The organism is Synechococcus sp. GEYO, from assembly GCF_900473955.1.
Taxonomy (GTDB): domain Bacteria; phylum Cyanobacteriota; class Cyanobacteriia; order PCC-6307; family Cyanobiaceae; genus Synechococcus_C.
Window position 1 is genome coordinate 131,785 of record NZ_UCNL01000006.1, and the last position, 20,046, is coordinate 151,830.

18 protein-coding genes are annotated in these 20,046 nt (G+C 59.1%); 2 read left to right on the top strand and 16 right to left on the bottom strand.

The genetic code is table 11. The annotated features are described in order from the left end of the window. Nucleotides 1-5 precede the first annotated feature (5 nt). The gene (locus DXY37_RS04810; RefSeq protein WP_244276876.1) at nt 6-290 is read right to left on the bottom strand and encodes a hypothetical protein; all 285 of its coding nucleotides are present in this window, start codon (nt 288-290) and stop codon (nt 6-8) included. Nucleotides 291-323: 33 nt separating this feature from the next. Here DXY37_RS04810 and bioA point away from each other — a divergent pair, with 33 nt between their 5' ends. Continuing rightward, nucleotides 324-1,634 (top strand): adenosylmethionine--8-amino-7-oxononanoate transaminase, encoded by a 1,311-nt coding sequence (gene bioA, locus DXY37_RS04815; RefSeq protein ID WP_170951790.1) that lies wholly within the window; start codon nt 324-326, stop codon nt 1,632-1,634. A gap of 23 nt (nt 1,635-1,657) precedes the next feature. Here the strand turns inward: bioA and DXY37_RS04820 are convergent, their stop codons facing one another. Both DXY37_RS04820 and DXY37_RS04825 read right to left on the bottom strand, forming a co-directional pair. Then, nucleotides 1,658-1,924: a DUF3143 domain-containing protein gene (locus DXY37_RS04820; RefSeq protein WP_244276878.1), complete on the bottom strand. Its 267-nt coding sequence runs from the start codon at nt 1,922-1,924 to the stop codon at nt 1,658-1,660. Next, complete coding sequence (locus DXY37_RS04825) at nt 1,866-2,393, bottom strand: J domain-containing protein (RefSeq protein ID WP_115125604.1); 528 nt, start codon at nt 2,391-2,393, stop codon at nt 1,866-1,868. The genes DXY37_RS04820 and DXY37_RS04825 overlap by 59 nt, the downstream gene beginning before the upstream one ends. Before the next feature lie 60 nt (nt 2,394-2,453). Between DXY37_RS04825 and DXY37_RS04830 the strand changes: the two genes are divergently transcribed. Then, complete coding sequence (locus tag DXY37_RS04830; protein ID WP_115125605.1) at nt 2,454-3,218, top strand: 16S rRNA (guanine(527)-N(7))-methyltransferase RsmG; 765 nt, start codon at nt 2,454-2,456, stop codon at nt 3,216-3,218. On the opposite strand, the gene DXY37_RS04835 is transcribed toward DXY37_RS04830, so the two are convergent. From DXY37_RS04835 to DXY37_RS04890, 13 genes are all read right to left on the bottom strand, one after another. Continuing rightward, nucleotides 3,194-4,402 (bottom strand): aldo/keto reductase, encoded by a 1,209-nt coding sequence (locus DXY37_RS04835; RefSeq protein ID WP_244276880.1) that lies wholly within the window; start codon nt 4,400-4,402, stop codon nt 3,194-3,196. The two genes, DXY37_RS04830 and DXY37_RS04835, sit on opposite strands and share 25 nt — an antisense overlap. Continuing rightward, entirely contained in the window at nt 4,402-4,800 is a 399-nt protein-coding gene (locus DXY37_RS04840; protein WP_115125606.1) for a ferredoxin, read from the bottom strand. Before DXY37_RS04840 ends, DXY37_RS04835 begins: the two co-directional genes overlap by 1 nt. Nucleotides 4,801-4,830: 30 nt before the next feature. Beyond that, the gene (locus tag DXY37_RS04845; protein ID WP_115125607.1) at nt 4,831-5,223 is read right to left on the bottom strand and encodes a DUF1257 domain-containing protein; all 393 of its coding nucleotides are present in this window, start codon (nt 5,221-5,223) and stop codon (nt 4,831-4,833) included. Next, complete coding sequence (locus tag DXY37_RS04850) at nt 5,223-5,432, bottom strand: DUF2997 domain-containing protein (RefSeq protein WP_067095710.1); 210 nt, start codon at nt 5,430-5,432, stop codon at nt 5,223-5,225. The genes DXY37_RS04845 and DXY37_RS04850 overlap by 1 nt, the downstream gene beginning before the upstream one ends. Nucleotides 5,433-5,503: 71 nt before the next feature. Beyond that, nucleotides 5,504-6,313 carry a HEAT repeat domain-containing protein gene (locus DXY37_RS04855; protein ID WP_115125608.1) on the bottom strand — a complete coding sequence of 270 codons (810 nt, stop codon included), beginning with the start codon at nt 6,311-6,313 and terminating at the stop codon, nt 5,504-5,506. Between the two features lie 15 nt (nt 6,314-6,328). Then, entirely contained in the window at nt 6,329-6,454 is a 126-nt protein-coding gene (locus DXY37_RS13665; protein WP_256377362.1) for a hypothetical protein, read from the bottom strand. A 39-nt stretch (nt 6,455-6,493) separates the two neighbouring features. Then, nucleotides 6,494-8,257 (bottom strand): sodium:solute symporter family protein, encoded by a 1,764-nt coding sequence (locus DXY37_RS04860; RefSeq protein WP_115125609.1) that lies wholly within the window; start codon nt 8,255-8,257, stop codon nt 6,494-6,496. 28 nt (nt 8,258-8,285) lie between these two features. Beyond that, nucleotides 8,286-9,326 (bottom strand): 23S rRNA (adenine(2503)-C(2))-methyltransferase RlmN, encoded by a 1,041-nt coding sequence (rlmN, locus tag DXY37_RS04865; RefSeq protein ID WP_115125610.1) that lies wholly within the window; start codon nt 9,324-9,326, stop codon nt 8,286-8,288. Further along, nucleotides 9,323-9,475, bottom strand: a complete 153-nt coding sequence (locus tag DXY37_RS04870; protein WP_066911119.1) for a high light inducible protein — start codon at nt 9,473-9,475, stop codon at nt 9,323-9,325. Before DXY37_RS04870 ends, rlmN begins: the two co-directional genes overlap by 4 nt. Before the next feature lie 68 nt (nt 9,476-9,543). Continuing rightward, nucleotides 9,544-13,647, bottom strand: coding sequence for a DNA-directed RNA polymerase subunit beta' (locus DXY37_RS04875; protein WP_115125611.1), 4,104 nt, complete (start codon nt 13,645-13,647; stop codon nt 9,544-9,546). A gap of 47 nt (nt 13,648-13,694) precedes the next feature. Further along, nucleotides 13,695-15,599 carry a DNA-directed RNA polymerase subunit gamma gene (locus tag DXY37_RS04880; RefSeq protein ID WP_115125612.1) on the bottom strand — a complete coding sequence of 635 codons (1,905 nt, stop codon included), beginning with the start codon at nt 15,597-15,599 and terminating at the stop codon, nt 13,695-13,697. Nucleotides 15,600-15,647: 48 nt separating this feature from the next. Then, entirely contained in the window at nt 15,648-18,941 is a 3,294-nt protein-coding gene (gene rpoB, locus DXY37_RS04885; RefSeq protein WP_115125613.1) for a DNA-directed RNA polymerase subunit beta, read from the bottom strand. Nucleotides 18,942-19,212: 271 nt separating this feature from the next. After that, the gene (locus tag DXY37_RS04890) at nt 19,213-19,998 is read right to left on the bottom strand and encodes a TatD family hydrolase (protein ID WP_115125649.1); all 786 of its coding nucleotides are present in this window, start codon (nt 19,996-19,998) and stop codon (nt 19,213-19,215) included. Nucleotides 19,999-20,046 lie beyond the last annotated feature (48 nt).

A 20,046-nucleotide genomic window follows, 5' to 3' on the forward strand; every position in this document is an offset into this window, starting at 1 on the left:
TGATTTCAACCCATGGGTCGAGATCTCAAAGGGCATCTGCCCATCAGTAGGGCCACGTGGCGCACGGCCATGGACAGAGTCCATCCCTGACGAAGCTGTTCATGAATCTGTTCAATCTGGGAAGGTGACCAGCCACGCATTTCAAGCCGCGCCTTGATCGAGGGCCATCCACCTTCAAAAAAAATGCTTCGACAACCATCGCTGCCAGGTCCACAGCGAGGGCGCTGCAAAGCCGGCTCCACAAATCGATTGGATGTTGAACGCACTCGATGGGTGTCTGTCTGATTCATGGCCATAGCTGGCCTCGCAGTCCTGCGCCCATGATGACCACAGGCCTTCAAGCGTGCCCAGTGTCACGGAACCATCACCCCAACCTCTGGCCACCCTTCACGTCGATCACCACCACGCCGGCTCTGGAGCAGGTGGTACGCGGTGAAGGGGCCCTGCTCTATCGAGCTGAAGGACCACCACTGATTGATGCGATCAGCAGCTGGTGGGTCACGCTTCACGGCCATGCCAACCCGGTGGTTGCTGCTGCAATCGCTGAGCAGGCCGCCACGCTTGAGCAGGTGATCTTCGCGGAATTCACCCATCCTCAGGCGGAACGACTGGCATCACGCCTGGCCCAGCGAACTGGACTGAATCGTGTTTTCTTCTCAGACAACGGCTCCACCGCGGTGGAAGTAGCCCTCAAAACAGCCGTGCAGTGGTGGCACAACCGCGGCGAACCACGCCAGCAACTCATCGCATTCGATGGGGCTTATCACGGCGACACCTTCGGAGCGATGGCGGTCGGAGCACGCAGTCTGTTTAGTGAACCGTTCGATCCAATGCTGTTTCCGGTGCGACGGGTTCCCTGGCCACAGACCCACTGGAATGACCAAACGGTAGAAGCCAGTGAACAGAGGGCTCTTGATGACCTGGCACTGGCTCTGCAAACGCCCACCGCGGCGGTGATTCTCGAACCGCTCATCCAGGGTGCTGGCGGCATGCGCATGGTTCGGCCTCAGTTTCTGCAGGCCGTGGAACAACAGGTCAGACGCGCCGGCAGCCTGCTGATCGCCGATGAGGTCCTCGCCGGTTTTGGTCGTTGCGGCCGCCTGCTGGCATCCCAGCGAGCGGGAATCCAGCCGGATCTGGTGGCACTATCCAAAGGACTCACTGCCGGATTCCTGCCGATGGGCATCACGATGGCCAGCGAAGCAATCTTTCAGGAATTCCTCGGCAGCGATCCAACCAAAACCCTGTGGCATGGCCACAGCTTCACGGCCAACCCACTCGGGTGCGCAGCGGCCAATGCCAGCTTGGATTTGCTCGAAGCGGACCCTGCCTGTCATGAGCAGTTCGAACAACGCCATCAGGTCAGGTTGGAGCGGTTGTCCGACCATCCCAGGGTGCAACGCGTCAGGCTCTGCGGCACCATCGCCGCCTTTGATCTCGTCACCGACGGTGAGCAGGGGTATCTCAATCCTGCAGGCAAGGTGCTCCGCGGCCTCGTGAGAGATCAGGGCGTGCTGATCCGTCCTCTCGGGGATGTGGTTTACCTGCTGCCGCCGCTCTGCATCAGCGACGACCAGCTGGATCAGTGCTACGACGCTCTGCACAGTGGGCTTGATGCTCTGCCTGGCCGATGAGCCCTGGTCGAAACCACCGATGTTCACGGACCAAGACGGAGTGCAGATTCCACATCCTCTCGGGTCAGGCCATAGGGGTAGGAACAGGAGCGGGTTGGCTGCTCCGAAGTCCAGATCACTCCAAGATCCTGCTGATCGAGCCTCAGCAGTGCACTCCAGGCTGGCTGCTCCCAGACCCAGTCGCAGGGGTCCTGATTACTGCGGGTGGCGCCCAGCGACTGCAACCACTGCTCAAGTGCCTGCAGGGAATGCTGGTTGAGCGGCGTGTCCGCTGAAGGAAGTGATGCCATCGGAATCACCGGGCTGCGCATCCATGAGCTGAGTCTGCTCCTCCACTAGCCAACTCGGCTGCACCTGAAGTTCAAGTCCTCGGCTCCAGGCCACACCAACGCCAAGCAGCAGACAGAGCAGCAAAGACCCCAGCAACAAGAGCAGTGAGAGCCATTCACCACCGGAGAGGGGACGACGCTGACCGATCGCATGAGGAACCGGCAGGGAAGGCATCACGGTCTGCTGTATCGCGTCCCTTTCCCGCAGCGCAGCGTCGTACAAACGACGACGACGTGGATCGGCGAGCTGCTCATACGCTTCTCGCAGCAGCCGAAATTGGCGAGCCGCATCCTGTGCCGGCAAACGGGTGGTGTCTGGATGCACCGCCTTGCTCAAGCGACGGAAGGCCTGGCGCAAAGCATCAGCATCAGCACTGCGAGAGACACCCAGTCGCTCGTAATAGGTGATGTCCTGAGCCTGAGGGGCCATTGCGTTGGGCAGCACCTGGGCATCAACGCCATTCTAGAAAGGTGTGACGGTTAGGCCGCCATGCCGGACACATCGCCGTTCGCCAATCCGGGACCCGAGCTCTGGAAATTGCTCGGATGGAGCCCTGATGCCGGACAGCTAAGACAGTTCATTGAGCTTCAGCAGCTGCTTGAAGACTGGAACAGCCGCGTCAATCTCACCCGGCTGGTGGAGGGGGAAGATTTCTGGATTGCTCAGGTTTTTGACAGCCTCTGGCCTCTGTTACCCGAGCTGATGAGCCCAGACACTGCTCGCCGCTGCATCGATGTGGGCACAGGCGGAGGCTTCCCTGGCCTGGCTGTGGCCATTGCTCTTCCAGGCGCTGAGCTGACCTTGGTGGATTCAGTGGGACGCAAGACCGCTGCCGTGGCTGCAATGGCGAAGTCGATGGGCTTCGGCGATCGGGTGCTGGTCCGCACAGAACGGGTGGAACGCACGGGTCAGGATCCCAGCTGTCGAGGCACGTTTGATCTTGCGATGGCCCGTGCCGTGGGCGCAGCTCCGGTGGTGGCGGAATACCTCGTGCCGTTGTTGCGCAGGAGCGGAGAGGGCTTGCTCTATCGCGGGCGCTGGCAGGACACGGATGACATGGAGCTGAAATCAGCACTGAAACTGCTGAGAGCTCGCTCTATGAGGCTGCAACGCATGGAACTGCCCTGCCAGCGAGGAGCTCGCACCCTGATCAGGATTGGTCCTGAAGCGGCAACACCCAGGGCCTACCCACGGGCCACAGGCATGCCCAGCAAAATGCCCCTCGGGGTTCAAGCCGACGACAGTCGCTCCTGAGCAGAGCCGCCCGCCCGCTCACGCAGTCTGCGCAGAAGGCTGGGAATATGGTCCCTCCAGGGACTGTCATTCAAAACCGACAACAGCAGCTCCTCACTCACGCTGGCATCAAGCGCATCGGCATTGGCTCCCGGAAACCAATGACCGGCACGACCCAGCAAGCCGTAACGCGCCTTGACGAAGCCCTCCAGATCCCATGCCTCAAGCAGGTTGTGAAGCCAAAGCAGCATCGGCAGGTTGATCTCCCCTGGCGTGTCCTGCCATTCGGGCAATCCCTCTCTCCAACTTGTCAGCCATGAGGCACCAAGGGCATCGCATTCCGCAAGTCGAAGGCGAGATTCGATCGGCGCCACCAACTCCTCCGCCTGATCCAGCAGAGAAACCGCCTCGAGATGCAGATCAAGGTCTTGGGGACGTGCAGCACCAATGCTCAACGTGTGAACCCGCGAATCACGGAGGCAGAAGAGATCATTGAACACAATCGGATGCAAGGGTTGCGTGAGCTCCAGCAGGCGGGGTCCGGGGGTGTGCAAGTGCCCTCCCTTATCGGTGGGACTGATGATGAACACGCCCATGTCCTGACGACTGGCTGCTGCGATCGCCGGCTCGTTGTCCTGACGGATGAAGTACCAGTGCAGGTTCACGTAATCGAAAACGCCCGTTTCGATGGCATCAACAATGAGATCGGTGTCTCCATGGGTGGAGAAGCCCACATAACCGATCCTGCCTTCGGCCTGCCAGCGACGCACGACATCAAGGCAGCCTCCTGGTCGGATCGTCTGATCGAGATGGGAATGGAGATTGATACCGTGAATCGAAAGCAGATCCACACGATCCACATCGAGACGGGTGAAGGACAGTTCAAGATCAGCTTCGAAAAGCGCCGCATCTGACTGAGGTGGAACCTTGGTCTGCAAGATTCGCGATGGATCAGGACAATCCGGCAGGGCCCAGCCGAGCTGTCGCTCTGAACTGCCATAGTGGCGGGCGGTTTCCACATGATGAAACCCCTTCTGCACTGCTCGTTTCAGCGTGCTGCGCAACAACTGCTGGGATTGAGCTGTGATCGCATCGGCCTCAAGATCACTCCAGCTCTGCTGAAAGCGCATGCCTCCCAGTGACAGCACTGGCATTGAAATCTCGGTGCGCCCGAAGCGACGGGTTGGCAGACCGGAACTCCCCATCAGCCGTGATGAGTGTTGCGAGGAAGCTGACGACGTGGTCGAGCTGGCGACGGAACACCCATCGGCAGCAGTTCCTGGGCATCCAGCTGACGCTTGAGCCCTGGCAGATCATTAAAAGTAACCCAGTGGATGCAGTCCACAGGACAGGTCTCGATCGCTTCCTGGATGCAATCAGAGGTATCGCCATCCTGACGAACTGCCCTGGAGCGCCCGAGATGAGGCTCAATCACAAAGGTGTTCGTGGCCACATGCGCGCAGTAACGGCAACCAATACAGGCCGCTTCATCAACCCACACCGCCTTGGGCTGAAGCCTGCCACCCAGAACAGGCTCCAATCCTGTTCGCTCGTCTTGATCAAAGGAAGTTGCGACATAGGCGACAGCCGCTGGATTATTCACAGGATCAACCTTCTGGACAAAAGACCTGGTTTAGGCGTCCCAACGGGTCACCACCAGCTCGATAGATCCATCTTGGCAATCACGCTGCTCTGTGACATCAAATCCTTCATGACGCGTGGCTTCCAGCACTGACCTCAGTGCATAGCGCTGCGTCAGACGGGAGAGAAAACGCTCAACAGGCACAGGCTGACGCCACAGGTCCAGATCAGTGACGAACTCGTAGGCATGATTCGATTCGTTCCATCGGAACCCAAAGTCGGCACCACCGTCAACGGCGACTGCCAGCTCAGCTTCGACAGTCTGCCCTTTGTAACCACGCACAGTCTGCTGACTGTCGCCGGGCGTGTAGCCCAGATCCTCGAGAGCTCCACGCAGCGGAGCCAGCTGACGGAGTTCGGTTTTAACGGTACTGAAATGAGACATCAGGAAGGCTCGACGGACTGGGACTGGGACTGAGTGACGGGCTGGGTCGAAGTGAAAGCTTCGGAAGTGGGCTGGCGTCGTTCAACAGTGCCTAGCGCTGTTTCAAGACGATCCGTGAGTTGCAGGCAGGCTTCACCGGTGACCCCTTCAACCCGCTCTTCAACACGACCATCGGGGCGAATGCGAAATCGCACTGTGCGCTGAGGCATGCTCCATCACAGAATTAAACGCATGTTAAGGGGAAGTGATAGGAGCCGGAGTTCCCTGTTACGTGATCGGATCAGATCAACAGACCTTCGTCCAGCAGAGTCTGAAGACGATCCACGAGCTCGGGATTATCGAGCTGCTCAAGGGCAGTGCGGGCTTCATCACGCACCGTAGTTTCACGATCCTGAAGCAGAGCTGCCACGAATGCTTCAACCATCTCATCCTGGCGGGGTTTCACAAGCTGATCGTGAAGCCGTCCCAGGGCCCAAATGCAGTTGCTGCGCACAACGGGTTCACTGTCGATCTTCAGGCTCAGCAGCAGCTGACCTGCCGCGAGATCAGCCTTCACTGGAGAGGTGCTGCCGGCCTCCGCGAGTGACACAGAAGCCCAAAGACGCACGGATGCCACATCCACCTGCAGGGCCCTGATCAATGGATTGAGCACGGGCGCATCCGGGTAATTACCAAGACTCCAGGCCGTGGCCTTACGGACGTAAGCATTGCTGTCGAGCTGCAGAAGCCGCAGCAGAGCTTCCACAGCCTGCAGGGAAGGGTTCCGACCCAGTGCATAAACAGCACTCATCCGCACCACTGGACAGGTTTCATCGAGCAGTGGCAGGAGCAAGGGAACGGCACGGGGGTCGCGATGTTCACAGAACACCCTCAGTCCCTGAAGGCGCTGGTCATGCCCCTGCTTGAGCCATTCCAGGCCCTCATCACAAGCTCGAACCGCCTCTAGGGCATCGCCTTCCGGATCATCCGGGGCAATCTCATCGAGGGGATCGCCCATGAGCTCTGCGGCGAGTTCACGCGCCAGCACATCAGGATCAATGGCCAGCTCAGCCATGGGGTCCTCGTTCTGGATGCTGGATGAATCGCCCATCAACCGATCGTAATCTCAGCTGATCGGAGCAGGCGCCAGCATGTCGCCTGGGAGCCAGATGCGAGCGCTCACAGCGATAAGGGCGAGCGCGAACAGTGCCACGATCAAGATGGGAAGCAAGGTGCTGCGGAAAAAAGCCAAATCGCTGCCGGATGTCTGAGCATTGTGACTGGCGCCCGATCAGACCGGAGCAGCGGATCGTCCGGTCCAGCGCAGAAGCATCCAAGACACCACTGCCAGAACCATGCCGAACCAACCCATCAGTTGCTGATGCAACAGGAATGCGCCTGATCCAAGCAAAGCTCCGAACAGCAACCCCGAACTGAATAGAAAACGAGCCAGCAGATCTGAGAGGGATTCTGATGCGGTCGCCTCAAGGCCACGGCGCCACTGGCTCCAGCCAGGTCCCGGAGGACGAACCTTCAGCACGAACCGTTCCAGAACAGCCGGGGACTCCGGCGGGGTCAACAGCATCACCGTGATCCAGACCACCGCCGTGAAGCCTGTGGTCACAATCAAGCGTTCTCCATAGTCAGCGATCTGAAGCAGAGGAACCACCGAGGTCACCAGGCCCACCACAAACCCGCAGAGCATGGCGGCCAGCTCGGCTGCGGCATTGATCCGCCACCAGAACCAGCGCAGCACAAGGACGACACCCGGGCCGGTGCCGATGGCGATCACCAGCCGGAACACCGTGCCGATGCTGTCGCTGATCAACGCGGTGACCACACCCAGTACCAGCAGCAACACGCTCATCAGCTGACCCACCAACAGAAGCTCACGCTGAGAAGCATTGGGCCGCAGGAAGCGCTGATACAGATCGTGAGTGAGGTAACTCGCTCCCCAGTTGACGGATGTACTCACGGTGCTCATGAAGGCAGCCACCAGAGAGACCACCACCAGTCCGAGCACCACCGGGGGCAGAAACTGAACCGCGAGTGTCGGATAGCTGAGTTCCCAGTCGGCCTGGTCAGGAAGCAGCACCAGGGCAGCCAGAGCCACAATCACCCAGAGCCAACTGCGCAGCAGGTAGTTGACCACCAGGAACACCCAGCCTGCGAGCCGCGCCTGCTGTTCATCCTTGGTGGCAAGCATCCGTTGGATGAACTCACCACCGCCGTCACTGCGGCGGAAACTCCACCACTGCACGGTGAGATAAGCCAGAAAGGTGGAGACACTGATCCCCGCACCACCGATCCAGTCGAAACCATCGGATCCCCAGCGCCAGGGCACGATCGATAACAGTTCAGGGCGGCCCAGCGCATCCAGCTGATCCAGCAGTGATTGCATTCCCCCGGCAGCATGAACAGCAGCCCACGCCACAGCACCTGCCCCCAGCAGTGCCAGCAGGAGCTGAATGAAATCGGTGATCACCACGGCCCACAATCCACCGGCAACGGTGTATGCGAGCACAAGGGCGGCCACGATGATCAGCAGCACCAACGTGTCGGAGAGGCCAGCGGCTGCCTGAATCGGCTGATCGGAGACGATGCCCAGTGCCTCGACCACCTTGCGCATGGCGAGGAAGGCATAACCGATGCCGATGCAGTTCACCGGTAACGCCAGCAGAAAAGCCTTGATACCGCGTAGCCAGGCAGCAGCAGGGCCTCCATATCGCAGCTCCGTGAATGCGGCATCAGTGAGCACGCCGCTACGTCGCCATAACGGAGCAAACACCACGGCCATAGCCACGTGCGCCAGGCCGAAGCCCCACCACTCCCAGTTCGCCGCAAGGCCCCGCGTGCCCACGATGCCCGCAACATAAAGAGGGGTATCGATCGAAAACGTGGTGGCCGCCATTGACGCACCGGCGAGCCAGCCGCTGAGCCGCCGGCCTGCCACGAAGTAATCGTCCTCACCGCGATTGCGTCGCGCCAACCAGAGACCGAGGGCCAGCGTCGCCGCCAAATACACGATCAGAATGATCCAGTCGATCGGAGCCATGGAGGCGCGCAGATCTTCGCAGTCTCCCTTACTTCTGTCGCGATCGCCTCAGCTGACCACAAGCCGCATCCTGATCAAGGCCTCTGCTGGAGCGCAGGCTGACAGCGACGCCACGACGTTCCAGCACGCGGCGAAATCCCTCAATGCGTTCACGTGATGGCCGCTGAAACTCCTCTTCCTCAATTGGGTTGTAAGCAATCAGATTGACGTGACTCTGAAAGCCGCCTACACGATCAGCCAGTTCCTCGGCATGCTCCGGGCGGTCATTGAGTTGTCCAAGCAGGATGTATTCGAAGCTCACCCGCCGGCCGGTGACCTCCAGATAGTGGCGGCAGTCATCGAGCAGAGCGTCATAGGGATAGGCCTTGGCGGTGGGGATGAGATCTTCCCGCAGCTGCTGATTGGGCGCGTGCAGACTCACCGCCAGGGTGAATTGAGCTCTGCCGAGGGTTTCAATGGCCAACTCAGCAAGCTGAGGCAAAGTTTTTGGCACGCCAACGGTGCTCACTGTGATCCGGCGCTGGCCGATTCCCAAATCATCACTAAGACAGCGGATCGCCTCCAGCACTGCACGGCTGTTGAGAAGAGGTTCGCCCATTCCCATGAACACAATGTGAGAAGGACGGCGATCCATCACCTCCCGCACACTGAGGACCTGGTCGACGATCTCGTGGGTCCGCAATGAACGCTGCAGCCCATCTTTTCCCGTGGCACAAAAACGGCAGGCCATTGGGCAGCCCACCTGACTGGACACACAAACGGTCAGACGTTGGTCCGTGGGAATACCCACAGTTTCAATGGTTTCACCGTCATCAGTGGCCAAAAGCAACTTGGTGGTGGCATCGGAAGCCACAGAGCGATGCACCTCTTTCAGGCGACCAATGCTCACCCCCTGATCGTTGAGCGTGGCTCGCCAGGCCTTGGGCAGAACAGTGATGTCATCCAAGGAGTGTGCACCCTTGGAATAGAGCCAGTCGTGAAGCTGACGTCCGCGGAAGGCTTTCTGCCCCTGGGACACCACCCAGTCCTGGAGCTCGGCTGCGCTGCAACCGAGCAGAGCTTTGCTCACCAGATCAGAAGACCGTGTCCAAGCTTGATTTCCACCGCAAGTAAGGCAATGAAACCGAGCATGGCCATGCGTCCATTCAGACGCTCGGTGTGAGTGTGGAACCCATACCGAGGCAGACGACGAACGGGAATCGTGGTGGGTTCAAGCATGGACAGAGCCGGCTTCAGCGCACAGTTTGAAAGGGACAGGGTGATGGACGCGAAGGCGACCACAGATTTCACTCATCGCTGAGAAGTCCCTCCTCCTGAAGCCCCTCAACCGCCTCAGCATCGACCACCTGCTCTTCCTTCAGCTCATTGTCAGCATCAGGGCGGGCAAAAGCGGCGAAGTTGGCACCCCCCTCGATGCCATGACGGCTGCGGGTGGCCTCAAGATCGGCATCGCTCGGGTCATCCAGAACCGCAGTGGCATCTTTGACGGGAGCTGCAGGCATGTCGACGGTGTAGTCCGGACGGAGGTTCTGCATACGGCGGTAACCGACGGGGTCCTCGGCAAGGATGTCGGGATGGGGACCGGCTTCGGCACGAAGCTCCTCTTCAAAGCCACTGAAACCGGTGCCTGCTGGAATCAGACGGCCGATGATCACATTCTCCTTGAGACCACGGAGCCAGTCGCTCTTGCCCTCGATGGCAGCTTCAGTCAGAACCCGTGTTGTCTCCTGGAAGGAAGCAGCGGAGATGAAGCTGTCGGTGTTGAGGGAGGCTTTGGTGATCCCCAGCAGAACCGGGGTGAATTCGGCGGGAGCTCCGCCAGTGATCGACATCGCCTGATTGGTGTCCTCCACCTGACGAAGCTCAATCAACTCACCAGGCAACAAGGTGGTGTCGCCCGCATCCTCGACCCGCACTTTGCTGGTCATCTGACGCACGATCACCTCGATGTGCTTGTCATCGATTGACACGCCCTGGGATTTGTAGACGTTCTGAACCTCCGTCACCAGACGATGCTGCAGGTTGGCGATTGCCTCCTGGGCAGCATCCATCAACGGCTTGCGGCTGCGCAGATCCTCGAAGAAACACTCCAGCAGCTCATGGGGGTTGATCGGACCGTCCGTCAGCAGCTCGCCGGCCGTCACTTGCTGGCCATCGTTGACCATCACATTGCGGCCCAGCAGGATCGGATACTCGCCGATGGCATCGTCGGTCTCGATGACTGTCACCACAGTCGTTTCGTCATCTTCGCCCTGCTTGATCTCAACGGTGCCGGGCTTTTTGCAGAGGATCGCTGACTCCCGCGGGCGCCGGGCTTCCAGCAGCTCTTCGATTCGGGGCAGACCCTGAACAATGTCACCGGTCTTCTGACGTTCAAACACCAGCAATGCAAGACCGTCTCCCCGCTGCACCAGATCGCCATCGCGGACGTGCAGGAGGGAATCCGGTGAAATCATGTAGGGACGCCCCAAGCGCAGCGTCACGGACTTGGCATCCACCTGTTCCACCTCGCCGCAACAATCAGCGGGCTGACCTTCGGCGAGAAGATCGCCGTCAACAATGCGCTGACCCACCGTCACCGCAGGCTTGGCGGACGTGCTGATGGTCACGGTGTCTTCCGCGCGCTCAACAATCAGGCGGCGCACCGGCTCACTTTCAGTGGCTTCAGGCATCTGAGCCACACCCTCCTGCTTGCAGAGGATTTGCGTGGTGGCCACCACGTCACCAGCCTTGATCGACTGACCGTCCTCAATCTGGAGTTCGGTGTGGGTGGAACCGTGACTGGAATCGGAAATCGTGTCGCGACGGACCAGGATGCTCTCCAGGATCACGAGCTGAAGGCGCTCGATCGTCTTGGCACGCCTGTCTGGCACGCGTTCCACATCCACCGTCATCTGTGGCGTGGTGTCGAATGTTTCGAGCATCAGCTGTGTGCGCAACAGCTCCACACCCTCAACGGACTTAACCAGCTCGTTGTCTTTGAACGAAAGGCGTTGGGTTGCCTTCAGGCCGAGGTGAGGACCATTCGGCTGCTTGACATGTCCAAGATCAGGGAGCTGTGCCTCGTTGGGGATGGTGTATTCCTCAACTGGACGCAGCAGCAGACCTGAGCCTTCTGGGGTTTCAACGGTCTGCACGTACACCATGGCGTCGGTGCTGATGCCCTTGGCGATCGGTTCACCGGGATTGACCATCACACCGTCACCGGTGAAACGCTCAAGAGCTTTTTTCTCAGTGCAGAGATGGAAGCTGCCGCTGCGCACGATGATCTCGCGCAGGATGTCATTTTTCTGAGTGACGGTGACGATGCCAGCCGTCTGGCTGAAGATGTCTTTCACCACCTCAGTACCGGCTTCGATCCACTGACCGTCAGTGATCATCAACAGGGAGATGTCCTTATTGATCTCATGGGTTTCCTGGGGAATCCAGAGCAGGGTTCCGCCCTTGTTGACCTCGTAGCCGTTCTTGGCAGATCGGGCTTTCTTGATGGCGAGACCAGGAGCGAAACGCACCAGTCCACCGGTCTGGGTGCGGAAGCGATCGTCGTTGAGTTCGGCGACAACTTCGCCACTGCCGATTTTGCTGCCGGGGATCGTGTTGAGGCGGTATCTAGTGCCGTCTTTGGCCTCCAGATTCCAGATCTCACCAGCGTGAGTGGATTCACCCTGCAGCTTGAAGTCACGCAAGGTCATCGACGTGGTGACAATCTGCACCTCACGTGAATCTCCAAGGGCTTCACGCAGGCGGACGGCACCGCCGTACTCACTGGCCTGACTTGCTTCCGCGAGCACCTGAGCTTCCGTGACCTGCGCGCCAGCGGTGACCACAGGCTGGGCATTGGGGGGAAGGTTGTACACATCCCCGGCGAGCACCCACATCCTTCCGAGACGCTGTGCTTTATGCGTGATGTTGCCCTGGCGGTCGGTGACTTCCCTGGGCTGAATCGTGGGGTCGTAGCTGACCTGTCCAGCCAGATCACAGATCACGTCCTTGGTGGCCTTCTCAACGCTCTTCTTGACTGCACCAGCAGCGATCTGAGCGACGGTCACGTCCGTGGCGATCTCCTGGCCGTTGTCTACAAACAGCAGCGAACCGCTGGTGATCTCGATCTTCTGAGCCTTGCCCTTGCCGGAGGGATTGATGGTGAGTTTGAAATCAGCTTCAGCCTGCTGGGCGTCGACCCCATGGGGGGTGCGGTAAGGACGCACGCGTGATTTCGCACCGAACTCAACGGTGCCCTCAACCTTGGAGCGGACCACGCCGGATTCGGCGGTTGACACACCACCTGTGTGGAACGTTCTCATGGTGAGCTGCGTTCCTGGCTCACCAATCGACTGAGCAGCGATGATGCCGACGGCTTCGCCGAGATCCACCAGCTCGTTGTGTGCCAGTGCCCAGCCGTAGCACTTGCGGCAAACCGAGCGGTTGGCTTCACAAGTGAGCGGTGAGCGGACGCTCACTGCCTCCACCCCGGCCTTCTGGAACCGCTGCGAGAGGGGGGGATCGATTTCGGTGTTGCGCTCGGCAAGCACCTCACCCTCGCCAGTCAACACTTGATCAGCAGTGAGACGACCCACCAGACGATTGCCGAACTTGCCGTTCTCTGCCTTCACCACGATCCGACGCATAGTGCCGCAGTCGTCCTCGCGCACGATCACGTCCTGGGCAACGTCGACCAGCCGGCGTGTGAGATAGCCGGAGTCAGCTGTCCGCAGTGCCGTATCCACAAGACCCTTACGGGCGCCATAGGAGGAGATGACGTATTCGGTGACGGTCAAGCCTTCACGGAAGTTGGTGCGGATCGGCAGGTCAATGATCTCCCCCTGAGGGTTGGCCATCAGGCCACGCATGCCAACCAGCTGGCGCACCTGGGACATGTTGCCCCGAGCACCGGAGTTGGCCATCATCCACACCGAATTGAGTGGATCGTTCTGGTTGAAGTTCTTCTTGACCGCATCCACCAGACGCTCGTTGGTCTCCGTCCAGGTGTCGATGACCTTGGTATGACGCTCAACTTCCGTAATCACACCAAGGCGATAAGACTCCTCAGTAGCCGTGATCAACTCTTCCGCCTCCCCTAGAAGATCCTGCTTCGCTTCGGGGACCTTCAGATCATCCACAGAAATGGAAACCGCAGCCTGAGTGGCGTATTTGAAGCCAAGATCCTTGAGCTGGTCTGCCATGGCAGACGTGGCCGCCGTGCCGTGATGCTTGAAAGCCCAGGCAACCAGTTGCTTAAGGCCCTTCTTATCAACCACATGGTTGCGGAAGGGTGGGGGAGTTTTGGCTAGGGCACGCGCCGCCTGAGCGGCTGCTGCTGCGGCCTTAGCGGCCTTGGCAGCCTTGGAAGACTTGGAGGATTTACGGGATTTGGAAGGAGTGGAGGTCATGACAGCGCTGAGAAATCGTGTTGTTGGAGTAGGTCGGTCTTGATCGTTCAGGTGGCTGCCACTGCATCAATGATGGTGTGATTCATCACCACACGGCCCACGGTGGTGAGGATGTAGCGGCTGATCAGAGCTCCATCTTCATCAAAACGATCACGGCGGTAAGTCCACTGCTCAAGCCTCGTGCCGTCGGAGAGGGTTTCACTGCTCAGGGGCTCGTCGCGCTCGTCGTCGTCCTCAACCTCACCGTTGAAGCGAACCCAGACCCACTCATGCAGTCCCAGACGATTGTCTTCCAGAGCATGAATGACGTCCTCTAAACCAGAGAACGTGCGACTGCGGTCCCCGAATTCAATCGGACTCATCTGCGGCTGAAGCGCCGTGAGGTAATACGTACCGAGCACCATGTCCTGCGATGGGGTGATGATCGGTTCGCCTGTGGCGGGAGAGAGAATGTTGTTGCTCGCCAGCATCAGCATGCGGGCCTCGGTCTGGGCTTCGATCGCCAGGGGCACGTGAACAGCCATCTGGTCACCGTCGAAGTCAGCGTTGAACGCAGGGCAGACGAGAGGATGGAGCTGGATGGCACGGCCATCCACCAATTTGGGCTCAAAAGCCTGAATGCCGAGTCGGTGCAGAGTCGGTGCTCGGTTGAGCATGATCGGATGCCCCTCGATCACCTCCTGAAGGACCTGCATCACCTCGTCATCCGCACGCTGGATGAGCTTCTTGGCGGCCTTGATGTTGTTAACGATGTTCTGACGGATCAGACGATGGATCACGAACGGCTGGAACAGCTCAATCGCCATCTCCTTCGGCAGGCCGCATTGATGCATCTTCAGTTTCGGACCGACCACAATCACGGAACGACCGGAGTAGTCGACACGCTTACCGAGCAGGTTCTGACGGAAGCGACCTTGCTTGCCCTCAATGATGTCGCTGAGTGACTTCAGAGGACGGTTATTGGCACCGACGACGGTGCGACCACGGCGGCCGTTGTCGATCAAGGCATCCACGGCCTCCTGCAGCATCCGCTTTTCATTGCGAACGATGATCTCTGGGGCAAGGATCTCCTGCAAACGCGCAAGCCTGTTGTTGCGGTTGATCACCCGGCGATAGAGATCATTGAGATCTGAGGTGGCGAAACGACCACCATCCAGCTGCACCATCGGGCGCAGATCAGGAGGAATCACCGGAATCACATCGAGCACCATCCACTCGGGGCGGGCATTGGTGGCAATGAAGTTGTCGATGACGCGCAAGCGCTTGATCAGCTTGGCGCGCTTCTGACCTTTGCTGCTGGCGATGTCCTCACGCAGCTGTTCAGCCACCTCATTCAAGGTGAGATCTTCGAGCAGCTGCTTCAGTGCTTCCGCACCGATACCTACCACCGGCTCGTTCTCAATCTCAGAATCCTCGGCATAGATCTCATCCTCGATCTCCAGCCACTCGTCCTCAGTAAGCAACTGCTTGTATTTGAGATCCTTGTGATCACCGGCATCCAGCACCACATAGCAGTTGAAGTAGACAATCTGCTCCACATCGCGCAGAGGCATATCCAGCAGGATTGCCACGTAGCTGGGGATGCCCTTCAGATACCAAACATGCGAGACAGGGGCTGCAAGCTTGATGAAGCCCATGCGGTGCCTGCGCACCCGGCTTTCAGTGACCTCAACGCCACATCGCTCACAGACAATGCCGCGGTGACGCACCCGCTTGTATTTGCCGCAATGGCATTCCCAGTCTTTGGAAGGACCGAAGATCTTTTCACAGAACAGCCCGTCCATCTCGGGCTTGAGGGTTCGGTAGTTGATGGTCTCAGGCTTGGTGACCTCGCCCACCACCTGGCCATTGGGCAAGGTGCGCTGACCCCACTCCATCACCCGATCAGGTGAGGCGAGTGTGATCTTGACGTAATCGAAGTGGTTTTCGGTCCGGAGGTTGCTGTTGGTCATTGACGGTTAAGGAAGAGGGAGCGGTTTGTCGGTTCGTTCGTTGATCCGTCAGTCCTCGTCGTAGTCAGCGACACCCAGAGATTCGTAGGTAGGCCGACTGGGGGTGCTGCGACGTGGATTCACGTCCTGCATCAGGTCCACTTCCTTGCCTTCATCGGTGAACACGGCAATGTCAAGACCCAGCGACTGAAGCTCGCGCATCAGCACCTTGAACGATTCCGGCGTCCCAGGGCGGGGTATCGGCTTGCCTTTAACGATGGCGTTGAGAGCCTCGTTGCGTCCCTGCATGTCGTCGGACTTGACAGTCAGCAGCTCTTGGAGGGTGTAAGCGGCGCCGTAGGCCTCGAGAGCCCACACCTCCATCTCTCCGAGACGCTGACCACCCTGCTGGGCCTTGCCCCCCAGAGGTTGCTGGGTGACCAGGGAGTAGGGGCCGGTTGAGCGGGCATGGATCTTGTCGTCCACCAGGTGAACCAGCTTGAGGAAATGGGAGTAACCCACCGCCACAGGCTGATCAAAAGGCTCACCGGTGCGGCCATCGATCAGCTGAAGCTTGCCGGGGTCATCCGGGTTGTAGATCCACTCCTTCCCAGGCTGTTTGGCCGCTGTCTTCAAAAAGGTTTCGACGGTTTGCTGGGACATTTCAGGGCCATACATCTCATCGAAGGGCACGACCTTCACTCGGCAGTCGAGATTGGAAGCGGCCCAACCCATCAGGAGCTCGAACACCTGGCCGACATTCATTCGGCTGGGAACGCCGAGAGGATTCAGCACGATGTCCACAGGAGTGCCATCGGGGAGGTAGGGCATGTCCTCACGCGGGAGGATGCGGCTGATGATTCCCTTGTTGCCATGGCGGCCGGCCATCTTGTCGCCAACCTGGATCTTGCGGCGTTGAGCCACATACACACGCACCACCATGTTGGCGCCGGGGGGCAGCTCATCACCCTGTTCGCGGGTGTAAATGCGTACATCCACGACACGTCCACGTTCGGTACTCGGCACCCTCAGTGAGTTGTCACGCACGTCACGGGCTTTTTCACCAAAGATCGCGCGCAGCAGTTTCTCCTCAGGGGGCTGATCGGATTCACCCTTCGGCGTCACCTTGCCGACAAGAATGTCGCCGCTCTCCACAAATGCACCGATGCGGATGATGCCCATCTCATCGAGGTTGCCGAGGCTTTCCTCTGCAACGTTGGGAATCTCTCGGGTGATCTCCTCTGGCCCCAGCTTGGTCTGACGAGCCTCTATCTCGTACTTCTCGATGTGCACCGAGGTGTAGAGGTCGTCGTTGACCAGACGCTCACTCACAAGGATTGCGTCCTCGTAGTTGTAACCCTCCCAGGGCATGTAAGCGATCAACACGTTCTGACCAAGAGCGATCTCACCGCCTTCACAGGCGGAACCATCGGCAAGCACCTGACCCACGATCACCGGGTCTCCCTGGCGAACAATCGGACGCTGGTTCAGACAGGTGTCCTGATTAGAACGCTGGTACTTCTGGAGGAAATGGGTGTGTTCGAGACCTTCTTCGTCCTGCACCACAATCGCGGTGGCATCAACGAAGGTGACGGTGCCATTCACCCTGGAGATCGGGACCATCCCCGAGTCGCGGGCAACCTGAGTTTCCAGGCCTGTCCCGACCAGCGGACGCTCCGGACGCAACAGCGGCACAGCCTGACGCTGCATGTTGGAGCCCATCAATGCGCGGTTGGCGTCGTCGTGCTCCAGGAAAGGAATCAAGGAGGTAGCAACAGAGATCACCTGCACGGGTGAGAGCTGCACGTAGTCCACTTGCTCGGGGGGGACCTTCTCAAAATCCTGCCTGTATCGGACAGGAATCAGATCAGCGAGGATCGTTCCGTCGCTGTCGGTCGCCACATCTCCAGGGGCGACACGACATTCGTCCTCAAGATCAGCCGACAGATAAATCGGATCGCCCTGCTTGAGAACCCGCCCCTCCTCGACTTTCCAGAAGGGGGTTTCGATGAAACCATATTCATTCACCCGGGCGTGGGTGGCAAGTGAATTGATGAGGCCGGCGTTAGGGCCTTCAGGCGTCTCGATCGGGCAGAGACGGCCGTAGTGCGAAGGATGGATATCACGCACAGCAAAGCCTGCACGCTCCCGGGTCAGACCTCCTGGACCAAGAGCTGAAATACGACGCTTGTGCGTGAGTTCAGCCAATGGATTCGTTTGATCCATGAACTGACTCAGCTGACTGGAGCCGAAGAACTCCTTGATGGCTGCGACGAGCGGCTTGGGATTGACCAGCTGGGCAGGGGTGAGCGAGTCGGTCTCACCGACCGTCATCCGTTCCTTGATGATTCGCTCAAGGCGATTCAGACCAACACGCACCTGGTTCTGAAGCAGCTCACCCACGGAGCGGACCCGGCGATTACCCAGATGATCGATGTCATCGAGACTGGCACCACCAACATCCAGCTCAAGATTGATCAGATAATCCAGGGTGGACAGCACATCCTCGTGGGTGAGGGTGCGCACTGAGTCTGGAATCGTGAGACGGAGCTTCTTATTGATCTTGTAGCGACCCACTCGACCGAGGTCGTAGCGCTTGGGATCAAAGAAACGGGTCTGCAGAAGCTGCTGTCCCCCACTGACTGATGGCGGCTCACCCGGACGCAGCTTTTTATAGAGCTCAAGCAAAGCCTGATCCTCGGAGCTGATGCCCTCGTCGTTGGCGGCTTCAATCGACTTTTTGTAGTACTCCGGATGCCGGAGCTTGTCGATCACATCGTTGTCCGAGAGGCCCATGGCACGCATGAGCACGTGAGCGTTGATCTTGCGGGTCTTATCAACCCGAACGTGCAGAAGATCGTTCTTGTCGGTCTCAAACTTCAGCCAAGCTCCGCGATTCGGGATGACGCTGGCGTTGTAGGTGCGACGTCCGTTCTTGTCCATTTCATCTTTGAAATAGACCCCAGGGCTGCGCACGATCTGGTTCACGATCACGCGCTCTGCGCCGTTGATGATGAACGTCCCCCGCTCAGTCATCAATGGCAGCTCGCCGATGAACACCTCTTGTTCCTTGATCTCGCCGGTCTCCTTGTTGACCAGACGGCAGGTCACATACATCTGTGAAGCAAACGTCGCATCACGACGCTTGGCCTCTTCCACGTCGTGGCGAGGGCGCTTCAGCCGGTACTCGCTACCTACGAAATGGAGTTCGAGCTTGCCGGTGTAATCGGTAATCGGCGAGAAGCTTTCAAGCTCCTCGATTAGACCTCTCTCAAGAAACCACTTGAAACTGGCACGCTGTACCTCCACCAGATCAGGCAGATAGGTGGCGGTCTTGGCGACCTGAATCGCGCTGCTGCTCATGCGGAGACCTGCAGGTATCGGAGGGGACAGTGGGGCCTGAAGGAGGCAGCCGGTTCAACCGTGGAGTGAGCTTTCAACCAAAACAGCGGCTGCCGCCCCTTAGGCAGGGACGACCTCCGCAATTGCTGGCTTCAGAAGACTCGGGTCAGAACAGCTGACGTCGTCAATGCACCGGACGGTAATGGACGCTTCGGGAGCCCAAGCACAGAAAACCATGCTTGGCCAGGCCAATAAGTCATCTTACACTTTCGTGTTGAAGCAACCTCCAAGGTCAGGGAAGCCTGAACAGACGCCTTGCATTGGCAGTGCTGTCCTGGGCGACCTGCTCAAGCGACTGCTGGCGTAGTTCGGCCACACGTGTGGCCACCGAAGCCACAAACGCAGGCTCATTGCGTTTGCCCCGACGAGGCACCGGCGCCAGGAACGGACAATCGGTCTCTACCAGGAATCGATCCTGAGGAACCTCCCGCGCACAGTCATGGGTCGGCACTGCCTTAGGGAACGTCACGGTGCCGCTAAAGCTGATGTAGAACCCCAGCTCCAAAAACTGGTGCATCTCCTCAGGGGTTCCTCCCCAGCAATGCATCACGCCGGCCGGACAACGTCCTTCGAGCCGTCGCGCACGCAGTTCAGTCAACATCGGCTCTGCTGCATCGCGGCAATGGATGATCACCGGCAGGTTGAGCTCCACAGCAAGATCGAGCTGGGGCCGCAGGATCGCAAGCTGCTCATCCAAATTCTTGTCTCGGAAAAGATCGAGACCGAGCTCGCCGATGGCCACCACCCGACTGTCATCGAGTGCTGCCAGGCGCAACACATCGGGTGTGTCCTGACTCCAGTGTTTGGTATCCAATGGATGAACACCTACGGAGTAACGCATCTCCGGAAATCGATCCGCCAGCGAGCGGATGGCCGGGATCTCACTCGGCTCGACACAGGCATGCAGTAGCGACGTCACACCGGCCCCCCGCCAACGTTCGGCCACAGCCTCAAGATCCTCTTCGAAGGTTCGAAAGACGATGTGGCAGTGGCTGTCGATTAACACCGGAGTGGCCATCGGATCCTGAAACGCGCCTTCAGGATCCATTTTGCAGGGATTGAGTGC

Excerpts from the sequence above, each read along its gene's own strand:
- rpoB (WP_115125613.1), bottom strand. The coding sequence starts at position 18,941 with ATGAGCAGCAGCGCGATTCAGGTCGCCAAGACCGCCACCTATCTGCCT.
- DXY37_RS04825 (WP_115125604.1), bottom strand. The coding sequence starts at position 2,393 with ATGGCCCCTCAGGCTCAGGACATCACCTATTACGAGCGACTGGGTGTC.
- bioA (WP_170951790.1), top strand. The coding sequence starts at position 324 with ATGACCACAGGCCTTCAAGCGTGCCCAGTGTCACGGAACCATCACCCC.
- DXY37_RS04835 (WP_244276880.1), bottom strand. The coding sequence starts at position 4,402 with ATGGGGAGTTCCGGTCTGCCAACCCGTCGCTTCGGGCGCACCGAGATT.
- DXY37_RS04875 (WP_115125611.1), bottom strand. The coding sequence starts at position 13,647 with ATGACCTCCACTCCTTCCAAATCCCGTAAATCCTCCAAGTCTTCCAAG.
- DXY37_RS04830 (WP_115125605.1), top strand. The coding sequence starts at position 2,454 with ATGCCGGACACATCGCCGTTCGCCAATCCGGGACCCGAGCTCTGGAAA.
- DXY37_RS04855 (WP_115125608.1), bottom strand. The coding sequence starts at position 6,313 with ATGGGCGATTCATCCAGCATCCAGAACGAGGACCCCATGGCTGAGCTG.
- DXY37_RS04870 (WP_066911119.1), bottom strand. The coding sequence starts at position 9,475 with ATGCTTGAACCCACCACGATTCCCGTTCGTCGTCTGCCTCGGTATGGG.
- DXY37_RS04810 (WP_244276876.1), bottom strand. The coding sequence starts at position 290 with ATGAATCAGACAGACACCCATCGAGTGCGTTCAACATCCAATCGATTT.
- DXY37_RS04850 (WP_067095710.1), bottom strand. The coding sequence starts at position 5,432 with ATGCCTCAGCGCACAGTGCGATTTCGCATTCGCCCCGATGGTCGTGTT.
- DXY37_RS04890 (WP_115125649.1), bottom strand. The coding sequence starts at position 19,998 with ATGGCCACTCCGGTGTTAATCGACAGCCACTGCCACATCGTCTTTCGA.
- DXY37_RS04845 (WP_115125607.1), bottom strand. The coding sequence starts at position 5,223 with ATGTCTCATTTCAGTACCGTTAAAACCGAACTCCGTCAGCTGGCTCCG.
- DXY37_RS04860 (WP_115125609.1), bottom strand. The coding sequence starts at position 8,257 with ATGGCTCCGATCGACTGGATCATTCTGATCGTGTATTTGGCGGCGACG.
- DXY37_RS04820 (WP_244276878.1), bottom strand. The coding sequence starts at position 1,924 with ATGGCATCACTTCCTTCAGCGGACACGCCGCTCAACCAGCATTCCCTG.
- DXY37_RS04880 (WP_115125612.1), bottom strand. The coding sequence starts at position 15,599 with ATGACCAACAGCAACCTCCGGACCGAAAACCACTTCGATTACGTCAAG.